13 protein-coding genes are annotated in these 19,617 nt (G+C 50.4%); 12 read left to right on the forward strand and 1 reads right to left on the reverse strand.

Going from position 1 to position 19,617, the window contains the following annotated elements:
• The first annotated feature begins 155 nt into the window (after positions 1-155).
• Entirely contained in the window at positions 156-1,076 is a 921-nt protein-coding gene (locus tag CSQ88_RS06060; protein ID WP_099397211.1) for a DMT family transporter, read from the forward strand.
• A gap of 405 nt (positions 1,077-1,481) precedes the next feature.
• On the forward strand, positions 1,482-1,787 hold the full coding sequence (locus tag CSQ88_RS22725) for a hypothetical protein (RefSeq protein ID WP_143449431.1): 306 nt from the start codon (positions 1,482-1,484) through the stop codon (positions 1,785-1,787).
• A gap of 64 nt (positions 1,788-1,851) precedes the next feature.
• Here the strand turns inward: CSQ88_RS22725 and glnE are convergent, their stop codons facing one another.
• Positions 1,852-4,533 carry a bifunctional [glutamate--ammonia ligase]-adenylyl-L-tyrosine phosphorylase/[glutamate--ammonia-ligase] adenylyltransferase gene (gene glnE / locus CSQ88_RS06070; protein ID WP_099397213.1) on the reverse strand — a complete coding sequence of 894 codons (2,682 nt, stop codon included), beginning with the start codon at positions 4,531-4,533 and terminating at the stop codon, positions 1,852-1,854.
• A gap of 166 nt (positions 4,534-4,699) precedes the next feature.
• Here glnE and CSQ88_RS06075 point away from each other — a divergent pair, with 166 nt between their 5' ends.
• The 10 genes from CSQ88_RS06075 to CSQ88_RS06120 all read left to right on the forward strand — a co-directional run bounded on the left by CSQ88_RS06075 (position 4,700) and on the right by CSQ88_RS06120 (position 19,586).
• Positions 4,700-8,488 (forward strand): YhdP family protein, encoded by a 3,789-nt coding sequence (locus tag CSQ88_RS06075; RefSeq protein WP_099397214.1) that lies wholly within the window; start codon positions 4,700-4,702, stop codon positions 8,486-8,488.
• Positions 8,489-8,505: 17 nt separating this feature from the next.
• The gene (locus CSQ88_RS06080) at positions 8,506-9,309 is read left to right on the forward strand and encodes a carbon-nitrogen hydrolase family protein (RefSeq protein ID WP_099397215.1); all 804 of its coding nucleotides are present in this window, start codon (positions 8,506-8,508) and stop codon (positions 9,307-9,309) included.
• A gap of 243 nt (positions 9,310-9,552) precedes the next feature.
• On the forward strand, positions 9,553-10,992 hold the full coding sequence (gene tldD / locus CSQ88_RS06085; RefSeq protein WP_099397216.1) for a metalloprotease TldD: 1,440 nt from the start codon (positions 9,553-9,555) through the stop codon (positions 10,990-10,992).
• Positions 10,993-11,202: 210 nt separating this feature from the next.
• Complete coding sequence (locus CSQ88_RS06090; RefSeq protein WP_180273550.1) at positions 11,203-12,270, forward strand: enoyl-CoA hydratase/isomerase family protein; 1,068 nt, start codon at positions 11,203-11,205, stop codon at positions 12,268-12,270.
• Between the two features lie 68 nt (positions 12,271-12,338).
• Positions 12,339-13,019, forward strand: coding sequence for a Bax inhibitor-1/YccA family protein (locus tag CSQ88_RS06095; RefSeq protein ID WP_099397218.1), 681 nt, complete (start codon positions 12,339-12,341; stop codon positions 13,017-13,019).
• 296 nt (positions 13,020-13,315) lie between these two features.
• Positions 13,316-15,583, forward strand: coding sequence for a PAS domain-containing sensor histidine kinase (locus CSQ88_RS06100; protein WP_099397219.1), 2,268 nt, complete (start codon positions 13,316-13,318; stop codon positions 15,581-15,583).
• A 120-nt stretch (positions 15,584-15,703) separates the two neighbouring features.
• A complete protein-coding gene (locus CSQ88_RS06105) occupies positions 15,704-16,312 on the forward strand; it encodes a response regulator transcription factor (protein WP_099397220.1) in 609 nt (202 codons plus the stop codon).
• A 175-nt stretch (positions 16,313-16,487) separates the two neighbouring features.
• Positions 16,488-17,732, forward strand: coding sequence for an ABC transporter substrate-binding protein (locus CSQ88_RS06110; protein ID WP_099397221.1), 1,245 nt, complete (start codon positions 16,488-16,490; stop codon positions 17,730-17,732).
• A 110-nt stretch (positions 17,733-17,842) separates the two neighbouring features.
• Positions 17,843-18,745 carry a carbohydrate ABC transporter permease gene (locus CSQ88_RS06115; RefSeq protein WP_099397222.1) on the forward strand — a complete coding sequence of 301 codons (903 nt, stop codon included), beginning with the start codon at positions 17,843-17,845 and terminating at the stop codon, positions 18,743-18,745.
• A complete protein-coding gene (locus CSQ88_RS06120; RefSeq protein WP_099397223.1) occupies positions 18,735-19,586 on the forward strand; it encodes a carbohydrate ABC transporter permease in 852 nt (283 codons plus the stop codon). Before CSQ88_RS06115 ends, CSQ88_RS06120 begins: the two co-directional genes overlap by 11 nt.
• The last annotated feature ends 31 nt before the right edge of the window (positions 19,587-19,617 follow it).

Consider the following 19,617-nt stretch of genomic DNA (forward strand, 5'->3'; position numbering starts at 1 on the left):
TTTCTAGATGGCGTTATGGAAATTGCTACAACTACTTGTTTAATTCGCAATCGATGTGTATTCAACTTGGTGGGAGTAGAGCACAGTTACTTTTATAAACCAATGATGGTTGCTAATAAACGCATAACTTTACAAAATAATGCAGGAATTCATCGATGACGATATCCGCCCCGGAAGTATTGGCTTTTAATGGTTCTAAAAATCTAGTTTATATAAAGCTCGCCATGGTTTCTTTTATATGGGGAGGGACTTTTGTTGCCGGGCGATATTTGTCTGGAGAAGTAGCGCCATTACTTGCTGCTTTTTTGAGGTTTTTATTAGCTAGTGTCACTTTAATTATGATTATTAGCTTTAAAAAAGAGTTAATTATTCAGCTGACCAAGGCACAACTGCTGCGTTTGCTTGTTCTTGGTTTCTTTGGAATATTTAGCTATAACCTTTGCTTTTTTTATGGGCTTCACTATATTAGTGCTTCCCGTGCATCCTTAATTGTGGCACTAAATCCTGCGCTAATTGCCCTTGCTGCTTTTATGTTTCGAGGTGAAAAGCTGTCTGTATTGAATATATTTGGAGTGCTTGCCTGTGTGATCGGCGCTGCAATCGTGATTCTTAGCAAAAATGCATCTGTCGTTATTCCTCTTGCGGATGCATGGAAAGGCGATGTATTTATCCTAGGCTGCGTGTTGAGCTGGGTGATTTATAGCGTTTTTTCCAAGAAAATAGTAATGGAAATTGGTCCTGTTCACACTGTTACGTATTCAGTTGTTGCAGGTACGTTCATGTTGTTGTTTGCGCTCTTGTTTTATGGTGATATCAGTATGAGTGCTATTGAGTTAATCTCGCGGCAACAAGTCTTAAGTCTTATCTATTTAGGCGTTATAGGCTCTGCCTGTGCCTATATTTGGTATTACGATGGAATACGGGAAGTTGGGGCAACTAAAGCGGGTGTTTTTATTGCGCTTAATCCCCTGTCTGCCGTGGTGCTTAGCTGTTTGATCCTGGGTGAAAGCTTAAGTATGGCGATGTTTGCAGGCGGGGCGATTGCTATCGTGGGGATATATTTTTGTAATAAGTAGTTAGTTCTTGACGGGGCGTATTAAGGCGATCTGTTGAGGATCTGCCCCCGAAGCGTGGATGAAAAACAACTGCGCAGATTGCATATCCGCTTGCGTCAGAAGGCAGAAGTTGGGGCAAGCTGTTTTGCATCGCTTCGCCCAAAAACACCTGCAAATGCAGGTGTTTTTTTTTTGCCCCAGCGCTGGAATGAAAGCGTATCATTATATTTACTGTTTTCTAATGAAAGGTTTAGTGTGGATTCGTATCATAGTTGTGGGCATCCCGTCTTACCAATTGCTGATACTTACGCGGATGAAAGCGAATATGCACCACGTTCCGGTTTTTTTTGCACCCAGTGTATGCAAACGGTGCAGCGGCCTTTCCATACTCATATCTATGTAAACTTACAGCAAGTGGCACCTGGGATGGCTGCGTTTGTGCTTGAGGTGAGCAATAGCGGGCCCGAGTTTGCTGACTTTTTAGCGGCCTTGGGTTTTGCATTTCGTCAGGCATCCGTGAGCGAGCTGGAGCCGGGAGGGGATGTGGGGCTTAATCCTGTATGGCGCAAAGAATTCTGGTTTGAAGTGGGCTTACAGCCGGATCACGTTGTGGCACTGATGGGGCGGATACGCGAAGAGGCGTATTTGCTGGCAGATTACCTGCCCAATGGCGCTGAAGCAGTCAGCTTTGCTGCTTTCCCGGATGCAAGCGCCAATGAGCATCAAATATAGCGCGGCTTGTGTTTAAAAAGTAATAAGACGAGCAGCTGCTTTGCCCGTCTTTTGTCTTCCTGTTTTAATCTTCCCCGAATAATGTTTTCCAGAGCAGGCGTACGGCGGCCAGCTGAGGCTGAATAGGGGCCAGCATTTTGCTTGTAAGCTGGGTGCCATTCAGGCGGCTGCTGTGCTGCAGGCGGCGTAATTCCCGATAGCCATCTGCGGCAAGCTGAGCGGCTTCTAGTGGAATTAATCCCTGCCGGGCCGCGGTGGTCAGCAGTGCGATATTGCCGCTGTTTAAGCAAAATTCCTGATGCGCACTGGCGTGAGCAAGAATCAGGTATTGCATAATAAACTCGATATCAACAATCCCGCCACGCACATGTTTTACATCTTCCGCATGCGCCGGATGCGTTTCCAGCATGCGCTCCCGCATGGTTTTTACTTCACTGCGCAGCTTGGCTAAATCACGGGGCGTGCGCAAAATATCTTCGCGTATGGCTTCAAAAGCATTGCCTACAATACGATCCCCGGCGCAATAGCGGGCGCGGGTCAGCGCCTGGTGTTCCCACACCCAGGCCGATTCGCGCTGATACTGTGCAAATGCGCCAATGCTGGAAACCAGCAGGCCCGATGTGCCATTGGGGCGCAGGCGTAAATCAATATCGTAAAGATGCCCGGCGGGGGTCAGCGCGGTCAGCCAGTTCACCACGCGTTTGGCGTATTTGGCATAGACTTCGGGCGCGTTGGGGTGATCGTCATCAAAGAGGTAAACGATGTCCAGATCCGAGGCAAAACCCAGCTCTTTGCCGCCCAGCTTGCCGTAGCCAATGACCGCAAACTGCGGATGACTGCGGTGCTTGTTCGGCAGCTCTTGCCAGACTTGCTCAAGCGTTACGGTGAGCATTAAATCGGCCAGATCAGATAAATGATCTGATACCGTTTCTAAAACCAGTAAACCGTCTAAATCCTGACACACCAGTCTGAATACCTGCGCATGCTGAAAATGGCGCAGGCAATCCATTTTGGCTTCGGTGTCATCGTCTAAATCTTTTAACTCCTGGCGTAAAATTTTGCCCAGTTTTGGCCAGTCTGGTTGCTCTTCAAGTAAGCGGAAATCAAGCAGCTCATCCAGCAAAATAGGATGGCGGGTCAGATACTGCGAAACCCATGGGCTGGCACTATAAAGGCTGGCAAGCCGCTTGAGTGTGCGCGGGTGCTCGGCCAGCAGGGCGAGGTAGGATTCGCGGCGGCTGATGGCTTCGAGTAAATCGAGAATACGGGTGAATGTAGCGTCAGGATTATGAAAACTGGCGGCTACTTCAATTAAAGGCGGCAGAATGCTGTCGATGCGTTTTCGGCAGCGGTCTGGCATTTGCTGATAGCGGCTGCTGCTTTGCATGGCGGCAAGCCGGCGGTTGATTTCAGCCGGGTTTTCAAAGCCCAGTGAGGCCAGATCGGTGCTGTCGCCATCCTGTGCGCTAAGCCAGATGGCGGCTTGCGGATGGGCTTCGCCCTCGTCCGGGGGCAAAACAAATACATGCTCGAAATGCTGGTTGACGCGGCTGCGGTAAAGGGTGAGCTGCTCTCTGAATTGCTCCCACTGTGCAAACTCCATACTGTGCGCGACGCGGGCCTGATCATCAGTATTTAAAGGCAACATCTGGGTTTGTGCATCGTCCAGATACATTAAGCGGTGTTCGGTATTACGTAAGAAGCGGTAAGCTTCCTGCAGCTCCGCTACGGCGGCGTGGGTGAGTATGCCCTGCTGAGCCAGCTCATCCAGGATGGCTTGCGTTGGGCGCAGCTGTAAAATTTTATTGCGCCCGCCCCGGATTAGCTGAAAAACCTGGCCGATAAATTCGATTTCACGAATCCCGCCCGGCCCCAGCTTAATATTGTCGATTTTGTCTTTGCGGGCTACTTCACGGCGGATCTGGCTGTGCAGCTCACGCATGGAGTGATACGCGCCATAATCCAGATATTTGCGGTAAACAAAAGGCGTCACCATCTGCATCAGCCCGGCTTCATCGCCTGAGAGTGCGCGGGCTTTGATCCACGCATAGCGCTCCCACTCGCGGCCCTGGGTGAGTAAATAGCTTTCTAATGCAGCAAAACTGCAGGCCAGCGGGCCCACGTCACCAAAAGGGCGCAGCCGCATATCCACTCTGAATACAAAGCCATCTTCGGTGATTTCGCCGATCAGATTAATCAGGCGTTTGCCAATCAGGGCAAAGTATTCAGAGTTGCTGATTTTGCGCGGCCCGGTGGTCTGGCCGTCTTCGGGGAAAATAAAAATCAGATCGATATCCGATGAGACATTCAGCTCGCGCCCGCCTAATTTGCCCATGCCCACAATGATGAGCTCCTGAACCTGCCCGGATTCCTCGCCTGTCGGCTGGCCATAACGTGCGTCGGGCTGCGATACCCATGCCAAAGCGGTGGCCAGTGTGACTTCGGCTAAATCACTGATGGTGTGCATCACTTCGGTCAGATCAGACAGCCCGGCCAGCTCTCTGCTGATCAGTCTGGCCATGACGGCCTGGCGTAAGCGGCGTAAGCGTTGTTTTAAAGCCTGATCATCCATGCCGGACAGCTGGCGGAGCTGCTCTTCCATCATCAGCCGGGTGTAAGGCTGGGCAAGTTGCACGGCTGTTTCTTCGGCCAGATGGGGGTGGCGGAGCAGCAGTTGCTGCAGGTATCGGCTGTGCGCTAAGGCCGGGGCAAGTAAGGATTTAGAACTTTGCGTCAGATCAGTCATCGGTGGAGGCTCAAAAACGGTTAAAATCAAGTATCCCCTAACCTAGGGCGCTGTTTGACACTCAGCTGCAGCCGATCGTGATGCTTCTCCAGCGATTGGCTTTGCTCAAGTGTCAGCAAAGCCTAACACAGCACTGCCTGATTTTGGCATGTCCGAGCCGCACTGAATGCCTGTTTTTTCTAAGCTACTGCAACGTTTTTCTTTATTTTTTCGCTGGCATTACCGCGCTTTACTGCGGGTGCTGGCGGGTGTCGGCCTGGTTTTTTGCTCTGTGGTGCTGGCCTGGCAGTTTTATGTGCTGCCCCGCCTTGATGAATACCGGCCATGGCTGGTGCAAAAGCTGGTTGATGCCACCGGCAGCCAGATTGAAATGGGGCGTTTGTCCGGCGGCTGGCGGGGCATTCATCCTTATATCCGCGTTGATCATTTTAAAGTGTCCGGTGCCGGGCTGGCCGGTCTGCAGCTCACGTCGGCTGATGCTGATTTATCGTGGTGGACGTTGCTGCGCGGCGAGCTGTTGTTTAGCCGCTTAGCTACTGTTGCCCCTCATTTAAATCTGCGCCGTGATCAGGCCGGGCAGTGGTTTGTGGCGGGTTTTCCGCTAAAAACGGGTGCGGGCAAAAATGAAAACCGGTTTATGAACTGGCTGCTGGCGCAGGGCGAGCTCAAAATCAGTGATGGCAAATTAAACTACCTGGATGAGCAAAGCCACACAGGCGAGCAGGTCTTTTCTCATTTTGATCTGGATATCAAACAGCGTTTTGGCAGCCATCGTTTTGAGCTTTCTGTCTTGCCGCCTAAAGTGGTATCCGATGCTGTTTCCTTATCAGGAAACTGGCGTGGTCAGGATGTGGGCGAGCTGCGGAGCTGGTCCGGGCTGCTGACAATGGATATGCCCCGTGTGGATTTGCAACAACTGGCGCAAAGATTGCCCCGTGAGGCGCAATGGTTTACTCAGGCGGAAGGCGATGGCGGGCTGAGGGGTAGCGTGCATTTTGCCAGGGGCAAGTTTGAAAAAATAGATGCCAAATTAAAACTAAACAATTTAGTGCTGGCTTGGCCTGATGCCCCGCAGGCTTTGTTTTTGCCTGCTTTTGAAGGGGGCTTTGTCTGGCAGGATGATCAGGAGCAGCAGTCTTTACGTTTAAAAGCGGCCCATATGGCCACGGCCAGTGGTGATCTTTGCCAAAACTGCCGCTTCGATTACCAGCGCGATCGTTCAGACAAGCACAGCCTGGCGCTGCAGTCTTTAAGTTTGAACGGCCTAGGTGCCCTTTCTGCATGGCTACCGGCAGCGTATCAGGATGCGGGAATGAAGGGCCGGATTGATCAGCTGACGCTTAACTGGCAAGGGCTATGGCAAAAAGCAAAAATATATAGTGCTGAAATAGATGCCAAAGCGCTCGAGCTGGCTCTGCCGCAACAGGGGCTGCCATTATTAGGGCGCTTTGATTTAAAAGCCAGGCTGGATCAGAACTCTGGCAAGGCCACAATAGCCAGCCGTGATTTATCACTGACTATGCCCTCGCAATTTGTTGAGCCGCTGCATTTTGACCGCTCAAGTTTTACTCTGGCATGGCAGCGGGCGGCAGGAGGGTGGAAGCTGGATGTGCCACAGGCTGAGCTGGCCAATGCAGACACAAATTTACGCGCCAGTGCGCAATATATCTGGCCCGGTAAGGGGCTGGGAAATCTGAATTTAAAAGGCGATATTCGCGAGCTGCAAGCCAAACGTGCTTACTTGTATTTGCCCCGCGCCGCAGGCGATGAAACGCTGGTATGGCTGAAAACATCCTTGCTTAGCGGTAAAGCCGTTAATGGACGGGCCGAATTACGTGGCAATTTAGAAAACTTTCCTTTCCGCAATCCTAAAGATGGCGTGTTCAGAATCACGGCAGATGCCAAAGATGTGGTCTTGTCTTATGCCGATGACTGGCCTGCGATTGAGCATATCGATGCGTTTCTTGATTTTCATGGCGCGGCGATGGATATCAGGGCCAGCAAGGGCAAAATCTTTGCGGTGAATTTGCGGGATGTGGCGGTATCGATTCCTGAGATGGATACGCTGTCTCCTATGCTGAATGTCAGAGGCAAGGCGCAGGGGGCAACTCTGGAGTTTTTACGTTTTGTACACCAAAGCCCGGTTAAGCAGAGCACCGAAGGCTTTATTGATGATCTGAAAGCGGAAGGAGATGGCGAGCTGAGCTTGCAATTAGCCCTGCCACTGGAAAACACCGATGCCAGCAAGATTCTGGGTGAGTACCGCTTTTCGGGAAATAAACTCGATTTTGGCGGGGCGGTTCCGCTTCTGACTAAAGCCGATGGAAAGATTGGCTTTACTGAGCAGTCGCTGACCATTAAAGACGCAAAAGCCCAAGCCCTGGGGGGAGGGGTGAAGCTTTCCGGCGCAAGCAATGCCCAGGGCGCATTGCTGCTGAATATGGCCGGGCAGGCTGATATTCAGGACGTGGCCGATCGCTATGGTGTGCCGTTTAAACAACGCCTGCACGGAAAAGTGCCTTATCAGGCCAGTTTAAGCACGGGGCAGGCTCAGTACGCACTAAGCATTCAATCGCCATTGCAGGGTTTAAGTGTGGATTTGCCAGCGCCTCTGGCTAAAAACGGCGGGGATAGCCGGCCGCTGCGCCTGCGTTTAAGCGGCAATGCCAATGATCCAACTTTGCTCGAGTTTGCTTACGACAGAAGCTTGCAAGGGCAATTATCCTTAGGCAATAAGCTGCAGGGGCAAATTATGCTGGGCTCGGGGGCCTTACCCGCCATGCCTAAAGCAGGCATTCATATCAGTGGCGGCTTGCCAGAATTAAATGTGCAAAGCTGGCTGGCGCTGACTGATGAGCTGATCGGCGATCAGACGGGCAGCCGCCCGGGGCCTTTGAGTGTGGATTTACGTTTTGGCCGTGTATTGAGCTGGGGCAGGCGCCTGATCGATGTGCGGATTAAGGCTCAGGAGCAAAATGAATCGCTCTGGAAGGGCAGTATTGAGAGCCAGGAGCTGGCCGGTACTTTTGACTGGAACGGCCACGAAAAAGGCAAGCTCAGCAGCCGCTTAAGCAAGCTGTGGCTGCCTTTTCAAACTTATGGTGCGGTGCAGCTGGCATCGCCATTGCAACAATTGCCTGCGCTTGATTTGCAAGTGAATGATTTTCGCTATAAAAATTTACAGCTGGGCAAGCTGGAAGTCGATGCGGTGCAGCAGGGTGAAAACTGGCGTTTAAGCGGCGTGAATATCAGCAACCCCGATGGCAAGCTGAATATGAGCGGCGTTTGGGATAAATCGCCGGGCAGAATCAGCGGTAATTTTGCGATTGAAACTGAAAACCTCGGTAAATTGCTGACCCGTCTTGGTGTGCCGGACACCATGCGCCGTGCTCCCGCAAAGCTCAGTGGCGATGTGGCATGGGATGGCGAGCTATTCCCGCCTGATCTGTCAACCCTGCAAGGTAAATTGCGCGTGGATGTGGAGGCAGGGCAGTTTGCTAAGGTTGATCCGGGCGTAGGACGCTTATTGTCGATTCTCAGTCTGCAATCCCTGGCCCGCCGCGTGCAGCTTGATTTCAGAGATGTATTTTCTGAAGGCTTTGAATTTGATTCAATCCGTGGGGACAGCGTGATCGACCGGGGCGTGGCACGCACCGATAATCTGGTGATTGCCGGCCCCGCCGCGCAGGTTTTATTCAGGGGCGACGCTAATTTTATGGCGGCCACACAAAATTTACGCGTACGGATTGTGCCGGTGATCGGCGACAGTGTGGCGGTGGCTACCACAATTATTAATCCTGTGATTGGCGTGGCTACCTTTTTATTGCAGCGTGTCTTAAAAGATCCGCTTGGTCAGCTGGTGGCTTACGAATACGACATCACAGGCAGTATGCTGGACCCGCAAATTAAAAGTGTAAGCAGCCCCATGTCACGCATGCCCTTTAATAGAAAATAAAAATTGAGCGTGGAAAAATGAATACTTTACTTGCCGCAGCCATTCAAATGGTGTCAGGGCCTGACGTGGCGGCTAACTTAGCCAGTGCAGCGCGTTTGATTAAAAATGCTGCAAATGCCGGTGCTCAGCTGATCGTCCTGCCCGAATATTTTGCGATTATGGGCAATAAAGATAGGGATAAAGTGGCGGTTAAAGAAGCATTTGGAAACGGGCCAATTCAAAGTTTTTTAGCCGCGGCTGCCAAAGAATATGGCGTGTGGCTGGTGGGTGGCACCGTGCCCCTGACTTGTGCTGATGCAAGCCGTGTTAATAATAGCTGCCTTGTGTATTCACCGGCAGGCGAGTGCGTGGCGCGCTACGACAAAATGCATTTATTTGGTTTTGATAACGGCACGGAGTGTTTTCGCGAGGCCGATACGATTTTAGCGGGGCAGCAGCCGGTGGCTTTTGATACGCCCTTTGGCCGTATCGGCTTATCGGTTTGCTACGATTTGCGTTTCCCTGAATTTTTCCGTGCCATGTTGCCGGTTGATTTTATCATTCTGCCTGCTGCGTTTACCCAAACCACGGGCGAGGCGCATTGGGAAGTATTGCTGCGTGCCCGTGCCATCGAAAACCAGTGTTATGTGATTGCATCAGGGCAAGGTGGCGAGCACTCCACCGGCCGTCATACCTTTGGCCACAGCATGCTGATCGACCCTTGGGGCAAAGTACTAGCCTGCCAGGCCAGCGGCGAAGGCGTGGTGATGGCCGAATTAAAAGCCAGCCAGATGGACAGAGTAAGGCGCATCCTGCCCGCCTTAACGCATCGCTTACTTTGACGTTTTTTCTAAACCTTGAACCACAGAGTAAAACGAGGACACAGAGTGCCACAGAGAAAACCACTCAATCATTGCTTTTCTCTGTGCGCTCTGTGGTTCAAGGTTTAAAGCCGGTTGCCCACCCTGAAATGGCTAATGGGTTCTGCAGACCTTTTGGCTTCAGGGGGATTTCTCGCCTTCCCTGCGCCTTAAAGATAGTGTGTAATACCTTTCAATCATCTGATTCACTCAAGCGACAAAACAATGACTCACTTAGAAACTGCCCGCCAAACGTTGCTGACGCCTTTTAATCTGGACGATGCCAAGCTCGATCAGGTGTTTGGGCAGATGCTGACGCATGATATTGATTACGCTGATTTGTATTTTCAATACAGCCGCAGCGAAGCATGGAGTCTGGACGAAGGCATTGTGAAGTCAGGCAGCTTTAATATTGATACCGGTGTCGGCGTTCGTGCTGTATCGGGTGAGAAAACCGCATTTGCGTATTCTGATGACATCAGCCTGAATGCGCTGACCCAGGCCGCAGCCGCTACGCGGGCGATTGGCCGGCAGGGCGGGCAAAACACCGTGGCATTAGGCCGGGACATTGTGGGGCACTCGCTTTATCAGCCGGTTGATCCGCTGGCCAGCCTGGATGAGCTGGCTAAAGTGGCGCTGCTGGAAAAACTAGAGCGCACCGCCCGCAGCCTAGATAAGCGTGTGGTGCAAGTGATGGCCAGCCTCGCTTCTGAGTTTGAAGTGGTTTACGTAGCGCGCCACGATGGCCATCGTGCTGCCGATGTACGCCCGCTCTGCCGCTTGTCTATCCAGGTGATTGTGGAAGAAAACGGCTTGCGTGAGCAGGGCAGTGCAGGCGGTGGTGGCCGCTTTGCCTATGGCTATTTTGATGATGCCGTGGTGCTGGATTACGCGAAAAAAGCGGTCGATCAAGCCGTGCTGAATTTACACGCCCGCCCGGCACCTGCCGGTGAAATGACCGTGGTGCTGGGTTCCGGCTGGCCGGGCATTTTATTGCACGAAGCGATTGGTCATGGTTTGGAAGGTGATTTCAACCGCAAAGGCTCTTCCGCATTCAGCGGCAAGATTGGCCAGCAGGTTGCCGCTAAGGGCGTGACTGTGGTGGATGACGGCACGATCGCCGATCGCCGTGGCTCACTCAATATTGACGATGAAGGCAATCCAACTCAGCGCACAGTACTGATCGAAGACGGTATTTTAAAAGGTTATCTGCAAGACAGCCTGAATGCCCGCCTGATGAATATGCCGCTGACCGGCAATGGCCGCCGCGAAAGCTTTGCCCATCTGCCTATGCCGCGCATGACCAATACCCTGATGCTGGGTGGCAGTGCGGAGCCTGAAGAAATCATCGGCTCTATCAAGCGCGGCCTGTACGCGGCTAACTTTGGTGGGGGTCAGGTGGATATCACCAGCGGCAAGTTTGTATTCTCCGCCGCCGAAGCATGGTGGGTTGAGGATGGCAAACTGATGTATCCAGTAAAAGGCGCAACCCTGATCGGCAACGGCCCAGATGTATTAACGCGTGTTTCGATGATCGGCAACGATATGCAGCTCGACCCTGGTGTGGGCACCTGTGGCAAAGAAGGCCAGAGCGTACCGGTTGGCGTAGGGCAACCTACCTTACGTATTGATGGTGGTTTGACAGTGGGCGGCACGGGTGGCTGATATATTTTTTAAGATCAGTACACCGCAGTGATAATTAGCTTCTGGTCAAAACTCAAATCTTGAAACACAGAGGGCACGGAGTTTCATGGAGAAAACATTGTTTCTCTGTGTTTTTCTCCGTGGCCCTCCGTGTTCTCCCTTTCCTCCGTGGTTTAAGGTGTGGGTTTTATGCCGGGCAGCACTCCCCTTGTTTTAAAGAGAGATATAAAGATGGTGCATTTTCAGCAGATTGCGCTGAGTAATGGTTTGTTTTTGGGTGAAATTCTATTGGCCTCCAGCAGGCTGAATGCGCAAAGCTTGCCTATGGTTTTGAAGATCCGTGAGCAGATTGAAGCTTGGCGGCATGATTCATCGCTAGTGGCGGTACTGGTACGCGGCGAGGGCGAGCGGGCTTTTTGTGCGGGCGGCGATATTCGTGCGCTTTACCACGCCATGAGTCAGCCTGAATTTTTACATGAAGGCGATGATTTTTTCCGTCATGAATATGATCTCTGCCGGGAATTACACCGTTATCCAAAGCCCGTGATCGCCTGGGGGAACGGCATTGTCATGGGCGGCGGCTGGGGGATTTTTGCAGCGTCCAGCCATCGTATCGTGACTGAATCTAGTGTGTTAGCTATGCCTGAAGTCAGTATTGGCCTGTTTCCCGATGTGGGTGCCAGTTTTTGGCTGCAACAGTTAGAAGGCTGGTTGGGGCGCTTATTGGCGCTAACAGGCAGCCGCCTGAATGCGGCAGATGCTTTGGCCTTTGGCGCGGCAGAGTTTGCTTTGCCATCATGCTCTTTTGCTGACTTGATCGTCACTTTGCAAGCCTTACCTTGGAGTGGAGTGGGTGAGCGTGATGCAGAGCTGGCTTCCGGGGCGCTTGCGGCGCTGTCAGCGGCCTGGCCTTGCCCCTTGCCTGAATCGGTATGGCTACCCCTGGCGGACGAAGTGGCCGCAATCTGTGAGGGGGATGATTTGCTGGCTATTTGCGGGCGGATTCAAAATTACCAAGGTGATGCAGCCGCTTTACATCAGGCCGCTGCACTGCAGGCAGCAGGATCACCCACTTCAATTTACTTGACTTGGGAAATGGCGCAGCGGGCACAAGCGCTTTCTTACGATGAAGTGGTGGAAATGGAGTGGATAGGTGCAAGAAATTGTTTGCGGCATGGTGATTTTCATGAAGGGGTGCGTGCTAAACTTATCGACAGGGATGATCAGCCGCAATGGTCACCAAAAGCACTTACCCTAGTAAAAGTTGCAGATATTGAATCTTTCTTTCAATCTTCTTGAAACTTTTTTATATCACACCAATCTATCTGACATACACGGCCAGTCCGTGAGAATGGAGAGACACGATAATGCAATTAAATACTACCGCTTATGGCAGCTCTGCGCTGTCGGTCGAGCGTAATCGCGTATTACGCAATACTTATTTTATGTTGGCACTGACCATGGTACCAACAGCCATTGGCGCTTTCTTGGGTATTGCCATGCAGTTCCGCATGTCACCCATGATGGGCTTTATTGTCTTTATGGCCATTAGTTTTGGTTCTTTCTACGCCATTGAAAAAACCAAAGAAAGCGCTGCCGGCGTGTTCATTTTGCTGGCCTATACCGGGTTTATGGGTTTGTGGTTGTCGCAAATGTTGCAAATGGCTTTACGCTTCAGCAACGGTGCAGAAATGATTGCCATGGCTGCTATCGGTACAGGGGCTATTTTCTTTACGCTGGCGACGATAGCAACGGTCACTAAGAAAGACTTCTCCTTTATGGGGAAATTCTTAATGATTGGTTTGGTGGTGATTATTCTGGCTGCATTGGCGAATATTTTCTTCCAGATCCCTGCGCTGTCTTTGACTATTTCGGCCGTAGCCGTGATGATTTTCTCTGGCTTTATTTTGTATGACGTAAGCCGGATCGTAAATGGTGGCGAAACCAATTATGTGAGCGCTACGCTGAGTCTTTATCTGAATGTTTATAATTTATTTACCAGTTTGTTGAATTTAATCATGGCTTTCACAGGTAACAGCCGCGATTAATTCAGAAATAAAGGCTGAAAACTATTTTCTGTTTTCTTTATAAGTCTTTGTTTATACAGGTGAATGATGTCTTTTGCTCTTGATTTACAGCTTGATTGATGAGAAACGCCGGGGCGATTTGCACCGGCGTTTTTTTTGTCTTAGGGTTTTACCATATGGGGACTCGATACAATGCACCCTATCCTCCTCACATGTTTGCGTGCACTGATCACGTCAAAGTCATAAAAATAATGTTATTTTTGAAGCACTGAACTGGCCAAGATGTTTTTTTCCTTTATGCCCCAAGCTGGCCAACTATGAATTCTTCCCTGATGCGCCGAGCTGGCCAGCATTGGCTGTGGTGGCTCGCCTATATCTCGATTAGCCTTGTGCTGCTGGCGCTGATAAGCTTTGTCTGGCTTGATTTTCGCCAGGCCAGAAACGCACAGGATACGGTCTTGTCTCAGGATTTGCTTTGGCAGGAGCAGGGCCTGCGCCTGCACTTGCAAACCAATCAGAATGCGATTGAAAATCTGGCTTATGGTATTTCGGCGAATGCTTTGCGCGAGGAGGATTTTCGCGCCAGAGCCGACAGCCTGTTGCGTGCGTCGCCCGAAATGCTCTCGGTTGATTATGTTAATTCCGGGGGGAACCGGGTGTGGGGCTTACCGGCGTACAGCTCGCGCCCGCAAAGCCTGGTGCCTCTGGATGATCCCCTGCTGCTGGAGGTGCTCGATGGCGCGGCCACGCTGGGCTATGTTTTATATTCCAATGTGATTATGGCGGGCGAGCCTAAAGTGGCTCAGATCGTGCTGGTTGTACCCATCTTTAAAGGCACCGTGTATCTGGGCTCTGTGCTGGCTGCGTATGCTCTGCCTGCAATTTTGCAGCAGCGGGTGCCATGGTGGATGGTGCAGCGCTACGATTTATCCTTGCTGGATGGAAAAGGGAATGTGCTGGCCCCCCATGATGCACGGATGAGCCTGACCGGGATAAGCCGGTCTGTGGGTTTTGAGCCACTGGGCCACGGCCTGAAATTGCGGGCCAGTGTGCGGCATGAAAAAACATCCGTGACACAGCTCTGGTTGTTGGGCGTGGTGTTTGTATTGCTGGTGGCTTTGCTGTGGGCGCTGAGCCTGCTGAAAAAACGGATGCAGCAGCGTCAGCAGGCAGAAGGCGCTTTGCGGGACGAGATGCGTTTTCGTGCCGCAATGGAGGATTCACTTACCACCGGCTTGCTGGCCATTAATACTTCCGGGCATTTGATTTACGCAAACCTGGCGTTTTGCAGCATGGTGGGCAGATCTCAAGCCGAGTTGCTGGGTAAATCGTCCCCTATGCCTTATTGGGCGCCGGAAGAGCTAGCGGCCTGTGCTGCGGCCTGGAATTCCCTCTTGTCTGGGGAGTGTCCTGTCAGCGGCTTTGCACTGCGTTTTATGCGCCGGGATGGCGAGCGTTTTGATGTGCGCCTTTATTCTTCACGTCTCGTAGACGGGCGGGGAGAGCACCGTGGCTGGATGGCTTCTTTATATGATGTGACCGAGTTGCAAAGTGAGCGTGAGGCACTGGCTGAGTCACGCAAACAGCTGCTTACAGTATTGGAAGGCTTGGATGCGGCTGTATCAGTATTTGATGTGGATAGTGGCATCGTGCGCTACCGTAACCGGCACCATAGCCATACCTTCCCTTTGCAGGCGGACGGGGAGTGCTGTATGTGGCCGCTCTTACCGATTGGAGAGGCCGCCGCAGAGCGGCAGGATCCGATCAGCGGCCGTTGGTTTTTGGTACAACGCCGGCGGATTCAGTGGGTGGACGGACTGGTGGCTTGGCTGGAAATCGCCGCCGATATTACTGAAAGACGGCAAATTGCTGAAGAAGAGCGGGCAAGGGAAGAAAAGCTCCAGCATACGGCCAGATTAGTCAGTATGGGCGAGTTGGCATCCAGCCTTGCACATGAGCTTAATCAGCCGCTGGCTGCGATTGCGGGCTATGCTGCCGCCGGTGAAGAAATTTTATCCCGTGATGAAAAAAATTCGGTCAGGCATATTCTGGCCAAAATGGGTGAGCAGGCCCGGCGTGCCGGGCAAATTATCAGCGGAATTCGTAATTTCTCTTCCCGGCGTGCTTCGCGCAGCGAGCTCTGTGATTTTGCCGAGCTGCTGGGGGTGGTTATGCAGTTACTCGAGCCAATGGCCCGAAAATATCAAAGCCGCATTGTTCTGGATTTAAGCCCCGCCCTGCCCAAGGTAATGGGAGATGGCGTGATGCTGGAACAGGTGCTATTTAATTTAATTAAGAATGGTATGGAGGCCATGCTGGAAACGCCTGTGGCACAAAGAGAAATCCGGGTCAGCGCTTATGCAGGTAAAGACTGGCTTGAAGTCTGTGTGGCCGACCGGGGGTCTGGAATTGAAAACCCGGCGTTATTGTTTCAGTCTTTTTATACCAGTAAGCCCGAGGGAATGGGGATTGGTCTGAATATTTGCCGCTCTGTGATTGAACAGCATCAGGGGCATTTAAAAATTCAGGCGAACCCTGATGGCGGCAGTTGTTTTATTTTCCGCCTTCCCGTTGTTTTATCTTAAATGAGAGCCGGGGCAGCGATATGTCACTGATTTAATGTTAATTCCTGAAGTTAAATTTAGAATTAACCGTAGTGAATTTCCTGGCCCTCTTCAGTATTACTATCTTGAAAGGTAATTGTTATGCGACCAATCGCTGTAATTGATGATGACTCCGCCGTTCGTGATGCGCTGCAAATTTTATTCGAAGCGCATCAGTGGCCTGTTTTTGGTTTTGAATCGGCAGAGCATTTTTTAAATGAATCAGATGCATCGGAATACAGCTGCCTGATTATTGATGTCCGCATGACGGGCATGAGTGGTTTAGAGCTGTATGCCGAATTAAAAAATGCGTTCTATTTGCCACCGGTTATTTTCTTAACAGGCCATGCTGATGTGCCAATGGCTGTTGCCGCAGTGAAAGATGGCGTTATGGATTTCTTGGAAAAACCATGCGATTACGGCCTGCTGGTGTCCAGAATTGAAGCCTGCCTTTCCCGTGATGAAGAAGCGCGTAGCGCTTGGAATGCCCGCCAGTCTTTGGATGAGCGCCTTGAAAGCCTGACACCGCGCGAGCGTGAAGTACTGCGTGAATTACTCACCGGACGTTTAAATAAGCAAATTGCTGATGAATTAGATATCAGTATTAAAACGGTAGAAGTACACCGTGCACGTATTTACACCAAATTAAAAGTACGTTCTGCGGGGGGCCTTGCTGCTTCGCTGAAAGGGGTGCAAATCTCGGAAATTTAATTTCTGTATTTAATATAAAACGCTATTCCTGTGTTGGTTTGGGTTTGATAGGGTATTTGCCTTAAGGTTATTGCCCAATCGTGTTTCGCCTCATTTAAATGACTATATTGCCCATCTACAGTAATTGGAGCACACATAGTCAGCAATGTGCGTACCCAACATAAGGAATACGATAATGCAGAAACTGAAGGTGAGTTTGTTGGCGGCGAGCTTTTCAATTGCGTTTTCCGTGCATGCCGCGGATGTTGAAGTATTGCACTGGTGGACTTCCGGTGGTGAGGCAAAAGCGGCTGTAGAACTTAAAAAAATGCTGGAAGCCAAAGGTCATAAATGGAAAGACTTTGCCGTGGCAGGCGGGGCCGGCGATAACGCAATGACCGCGCTTAAAACACGCGTCGTATCTGGCCAGCCGCCAGCAGCAGCCCAAATTAAAGGGCCATCTATTCAGGAATGGGGAAATGAAGGTGTTTTAGCTTCTTTAGACGATGTGGCAAAAAAAGAAGGCTGGGATAAATTGCTGCCGCCAGTGGTGGCCAGTGCAATGAAATACAAAGGCAGTTATGTAGCCGCCCCGGTGAATGTGCATCGTGTTAATTGGCTGTGGGTTAATCCGGATTTACTTAAAAAAGCAAATGCCAGAGTGCCAACAACCTGGGATGAGTTTTTTAAAACTGCGGATGCCTTGCAAAAAGCCGGTATTCAGCCGCTTGCCTATGGCGGCCAGCCCTGGCAGGATGCCACGGTATTTGAAGCTGTCGCCTTAGGTGTTGGCGGCAGTGATTTTTATAAGAAAGCGTTTATTCAGCTCGACCCTGCCACTTTAAAAAGCGCCAGTATGATTAACGCGCTTACTACCTATAAAAAACTAAAACCTTATACCGATAAAAATGCCCCGGGGCGGGAGTGGAATTTAGCCACGTCTATGGTCATTAATGGCAAAGCCGCTATGCAAATCATGGGGGATTGGGCCAAGGGTGAATTTCTCGCTGCGGGCAAAGTGCCGGGTAAAGATTTTCTCTGTGTGGCAGCGCCAGGTACTGCGGCGGCTTACACCTTTAATATCGATAGCTTTGCCATGTTTAAACTGCCTAATAAAGACGCTGAAAAAGGGCAGAAAGATTTAGCCGTTACTTTAATGAGCCCGGAGTTTCAGGAAATCTTTAATCTGAATAAAGGCTCTATTCCTGTCCGGCAGGGCCTTGATATGAGTAAGTTTGATGATTGTGGCAAAAAATCAGCCGAAGATTTTAAAGCCACCTCTGCCAAAGGATCATTGCTGCCGTCCTGGGCTCATGGCATGGCCATGCATTCAGCGACTCAGGGCGCAGTAGCTGATGTGATTTCGCAATTTTGGAATGATGACGCCATGACGGCTCAGCAAGCGAGCGTTAAATTGGCTGCGGCAGCAAAAGTGAAATAAATACTGTAATAAACTGGGCTGGCAGCTGCAGGGCTGCCCCCTGTTTTTTCCTTGTCTTACTTACAAGTTTGTCTTTCCCGCGTGCTGGATAGCCAGTTCTGGAGAAAACAATGTCTGTATCCGCTCAGGAAGCACACTATGGTTTCGCGGAGCGGTGGCTGCCGCGCCTCGTACTTGCTCCTTCTTTTCTTTTAACGTTGATTTTTCTTTATGGTTTTATTCTTTGGAATGGCTATTTGTCATTTACTGTTTCAAGATTAATGCCCAATTTAGAATGGGCCGGTCTGGCTCAGTATCAGGTACTGTTTGAGAATGAGCGCTGGTGGGTTGCGGTAAAAAATTTATTTATATTTGCAGGCTTATTTATTGGCAGCACAATGGCCATAGGTATTGGGCTGGCTATTTTTTTAGATCAGAAAATTCGTGGCGAAGGCGTATTACGCACGATTTATCTCTATCCGATGGCTCTTTCTTTTGTAGTGACGGGCACAGCCTGGAAATGGATGTTAAATCCAGGATTAGGCTTGGAAAAACTGATGCATGACTGGGGTTTTACTCAGTTTACGTTTGACTGGCTGGTTAATTCTGATATGTCGATTTATACCGTGGTGATTGCAGGGGTTTGGCAATCATCTGGTTTTGTCATGGCTTTGTTTCTGGCGGGTTTGCGTGGTGTGGATGATTCCATATTAAAAGCCGCGCAAATTGATGGTGCTTCTTTACCCCGCATCTATTGGAAAATTATTCTACCTGCTTTAAGGCCGGTGTTTTTTTCTACCCTGATGATTTTGTCGCATATTGCCATTAAAAGTTTTGATCTGGTAATGGCCTTAACAGGCGGCGGGCCGGGCTTTTCTTCCGATGTGCCAGCCACCTTTATGTATGCAATGGCGTTTACCCGTGGGCAAATGGGCGTGGGGGCGGCCAGCTCAATGATGATGCTGGCAACCGTTGCAGCGCTGGTGGTGCCTTATCTTTATTCAGAATTAAGGGGCAAGAAAAATGGCGAATAAAATGGGCCGGGGTCTGCTTTATGCCCTGCTGTGTCTTGCTGCTGTTTATTATTTATTGCCGCTGTATGTGATGTTTATTACTTCTGTTAAAGGCCTGGATGAAATCAGAAGTGGTAATTTACTTTCTTTTCCTAGCTCAATTTCATTTGTCGCATGGGCTAAAGCATGGTCATCGGCCTGTACAGGCGTGGAATGTCATGGTTTATCTGCCTATTTTTTTAATTCGGTGCGTATGGTGATTCCTGGCGTATTAATCTCTACCACGCTCGGTGCGATTAATGGCTATGTGCTAGCTAAATGGCGTTTTAAAGGCTCTGAAATTGTTTTTGCCATGATTTTATTTGGTGTGTTTATGCCTTTTCAAGTGTTGCTATTGCCCATGGCGCAAACCTTGGGCTGGCTGGGGATTGCCAGCTCAACCACTGGCCTTGTTTTTGTCCACGTCGTTTGCGGCTTAGCATCCACCACTTTATTTTTCAGAAATTATTATGTGGGTATTCCGGATGAGCTGATTAAAGCAGCAAGGCTGGATGGTGCAGGATTCTGGCGTATCTTTTTTAAGATTATTTTGCCGATGTCTACCCCCATTATTATGGTGACGCTGATCTGGCAATTCACCAATATCTGGAATGATTTCTTATTTGGCGTGGTGTTTTCAGCCGGGGACAGCCAGCCCATTACCGTGGGATTAAATAATCTGGCGAACACCTCTACATCCGTTAAAGAATATAACGTTGATATGGCCGCCGCCATTATTGCCGCCTTGCCTACTATTCTGGTCTATGTTTTTGCAGGTAAATACTTTGTGCGTGGTTTAACAGCAGGCGCGGTGAAAGGTTAAATAAAATCCTGCATAAATTTATACTGGCTTT

Source organism: Iodobacter sp. BJB302 (assembly GCF_002735645.1).
Classification (GTDB): Bacteria; Pseudomonadota; Gammaproteobacteria; order Burkholderiales; family Chitinibacteraceae; genus Iodobacter.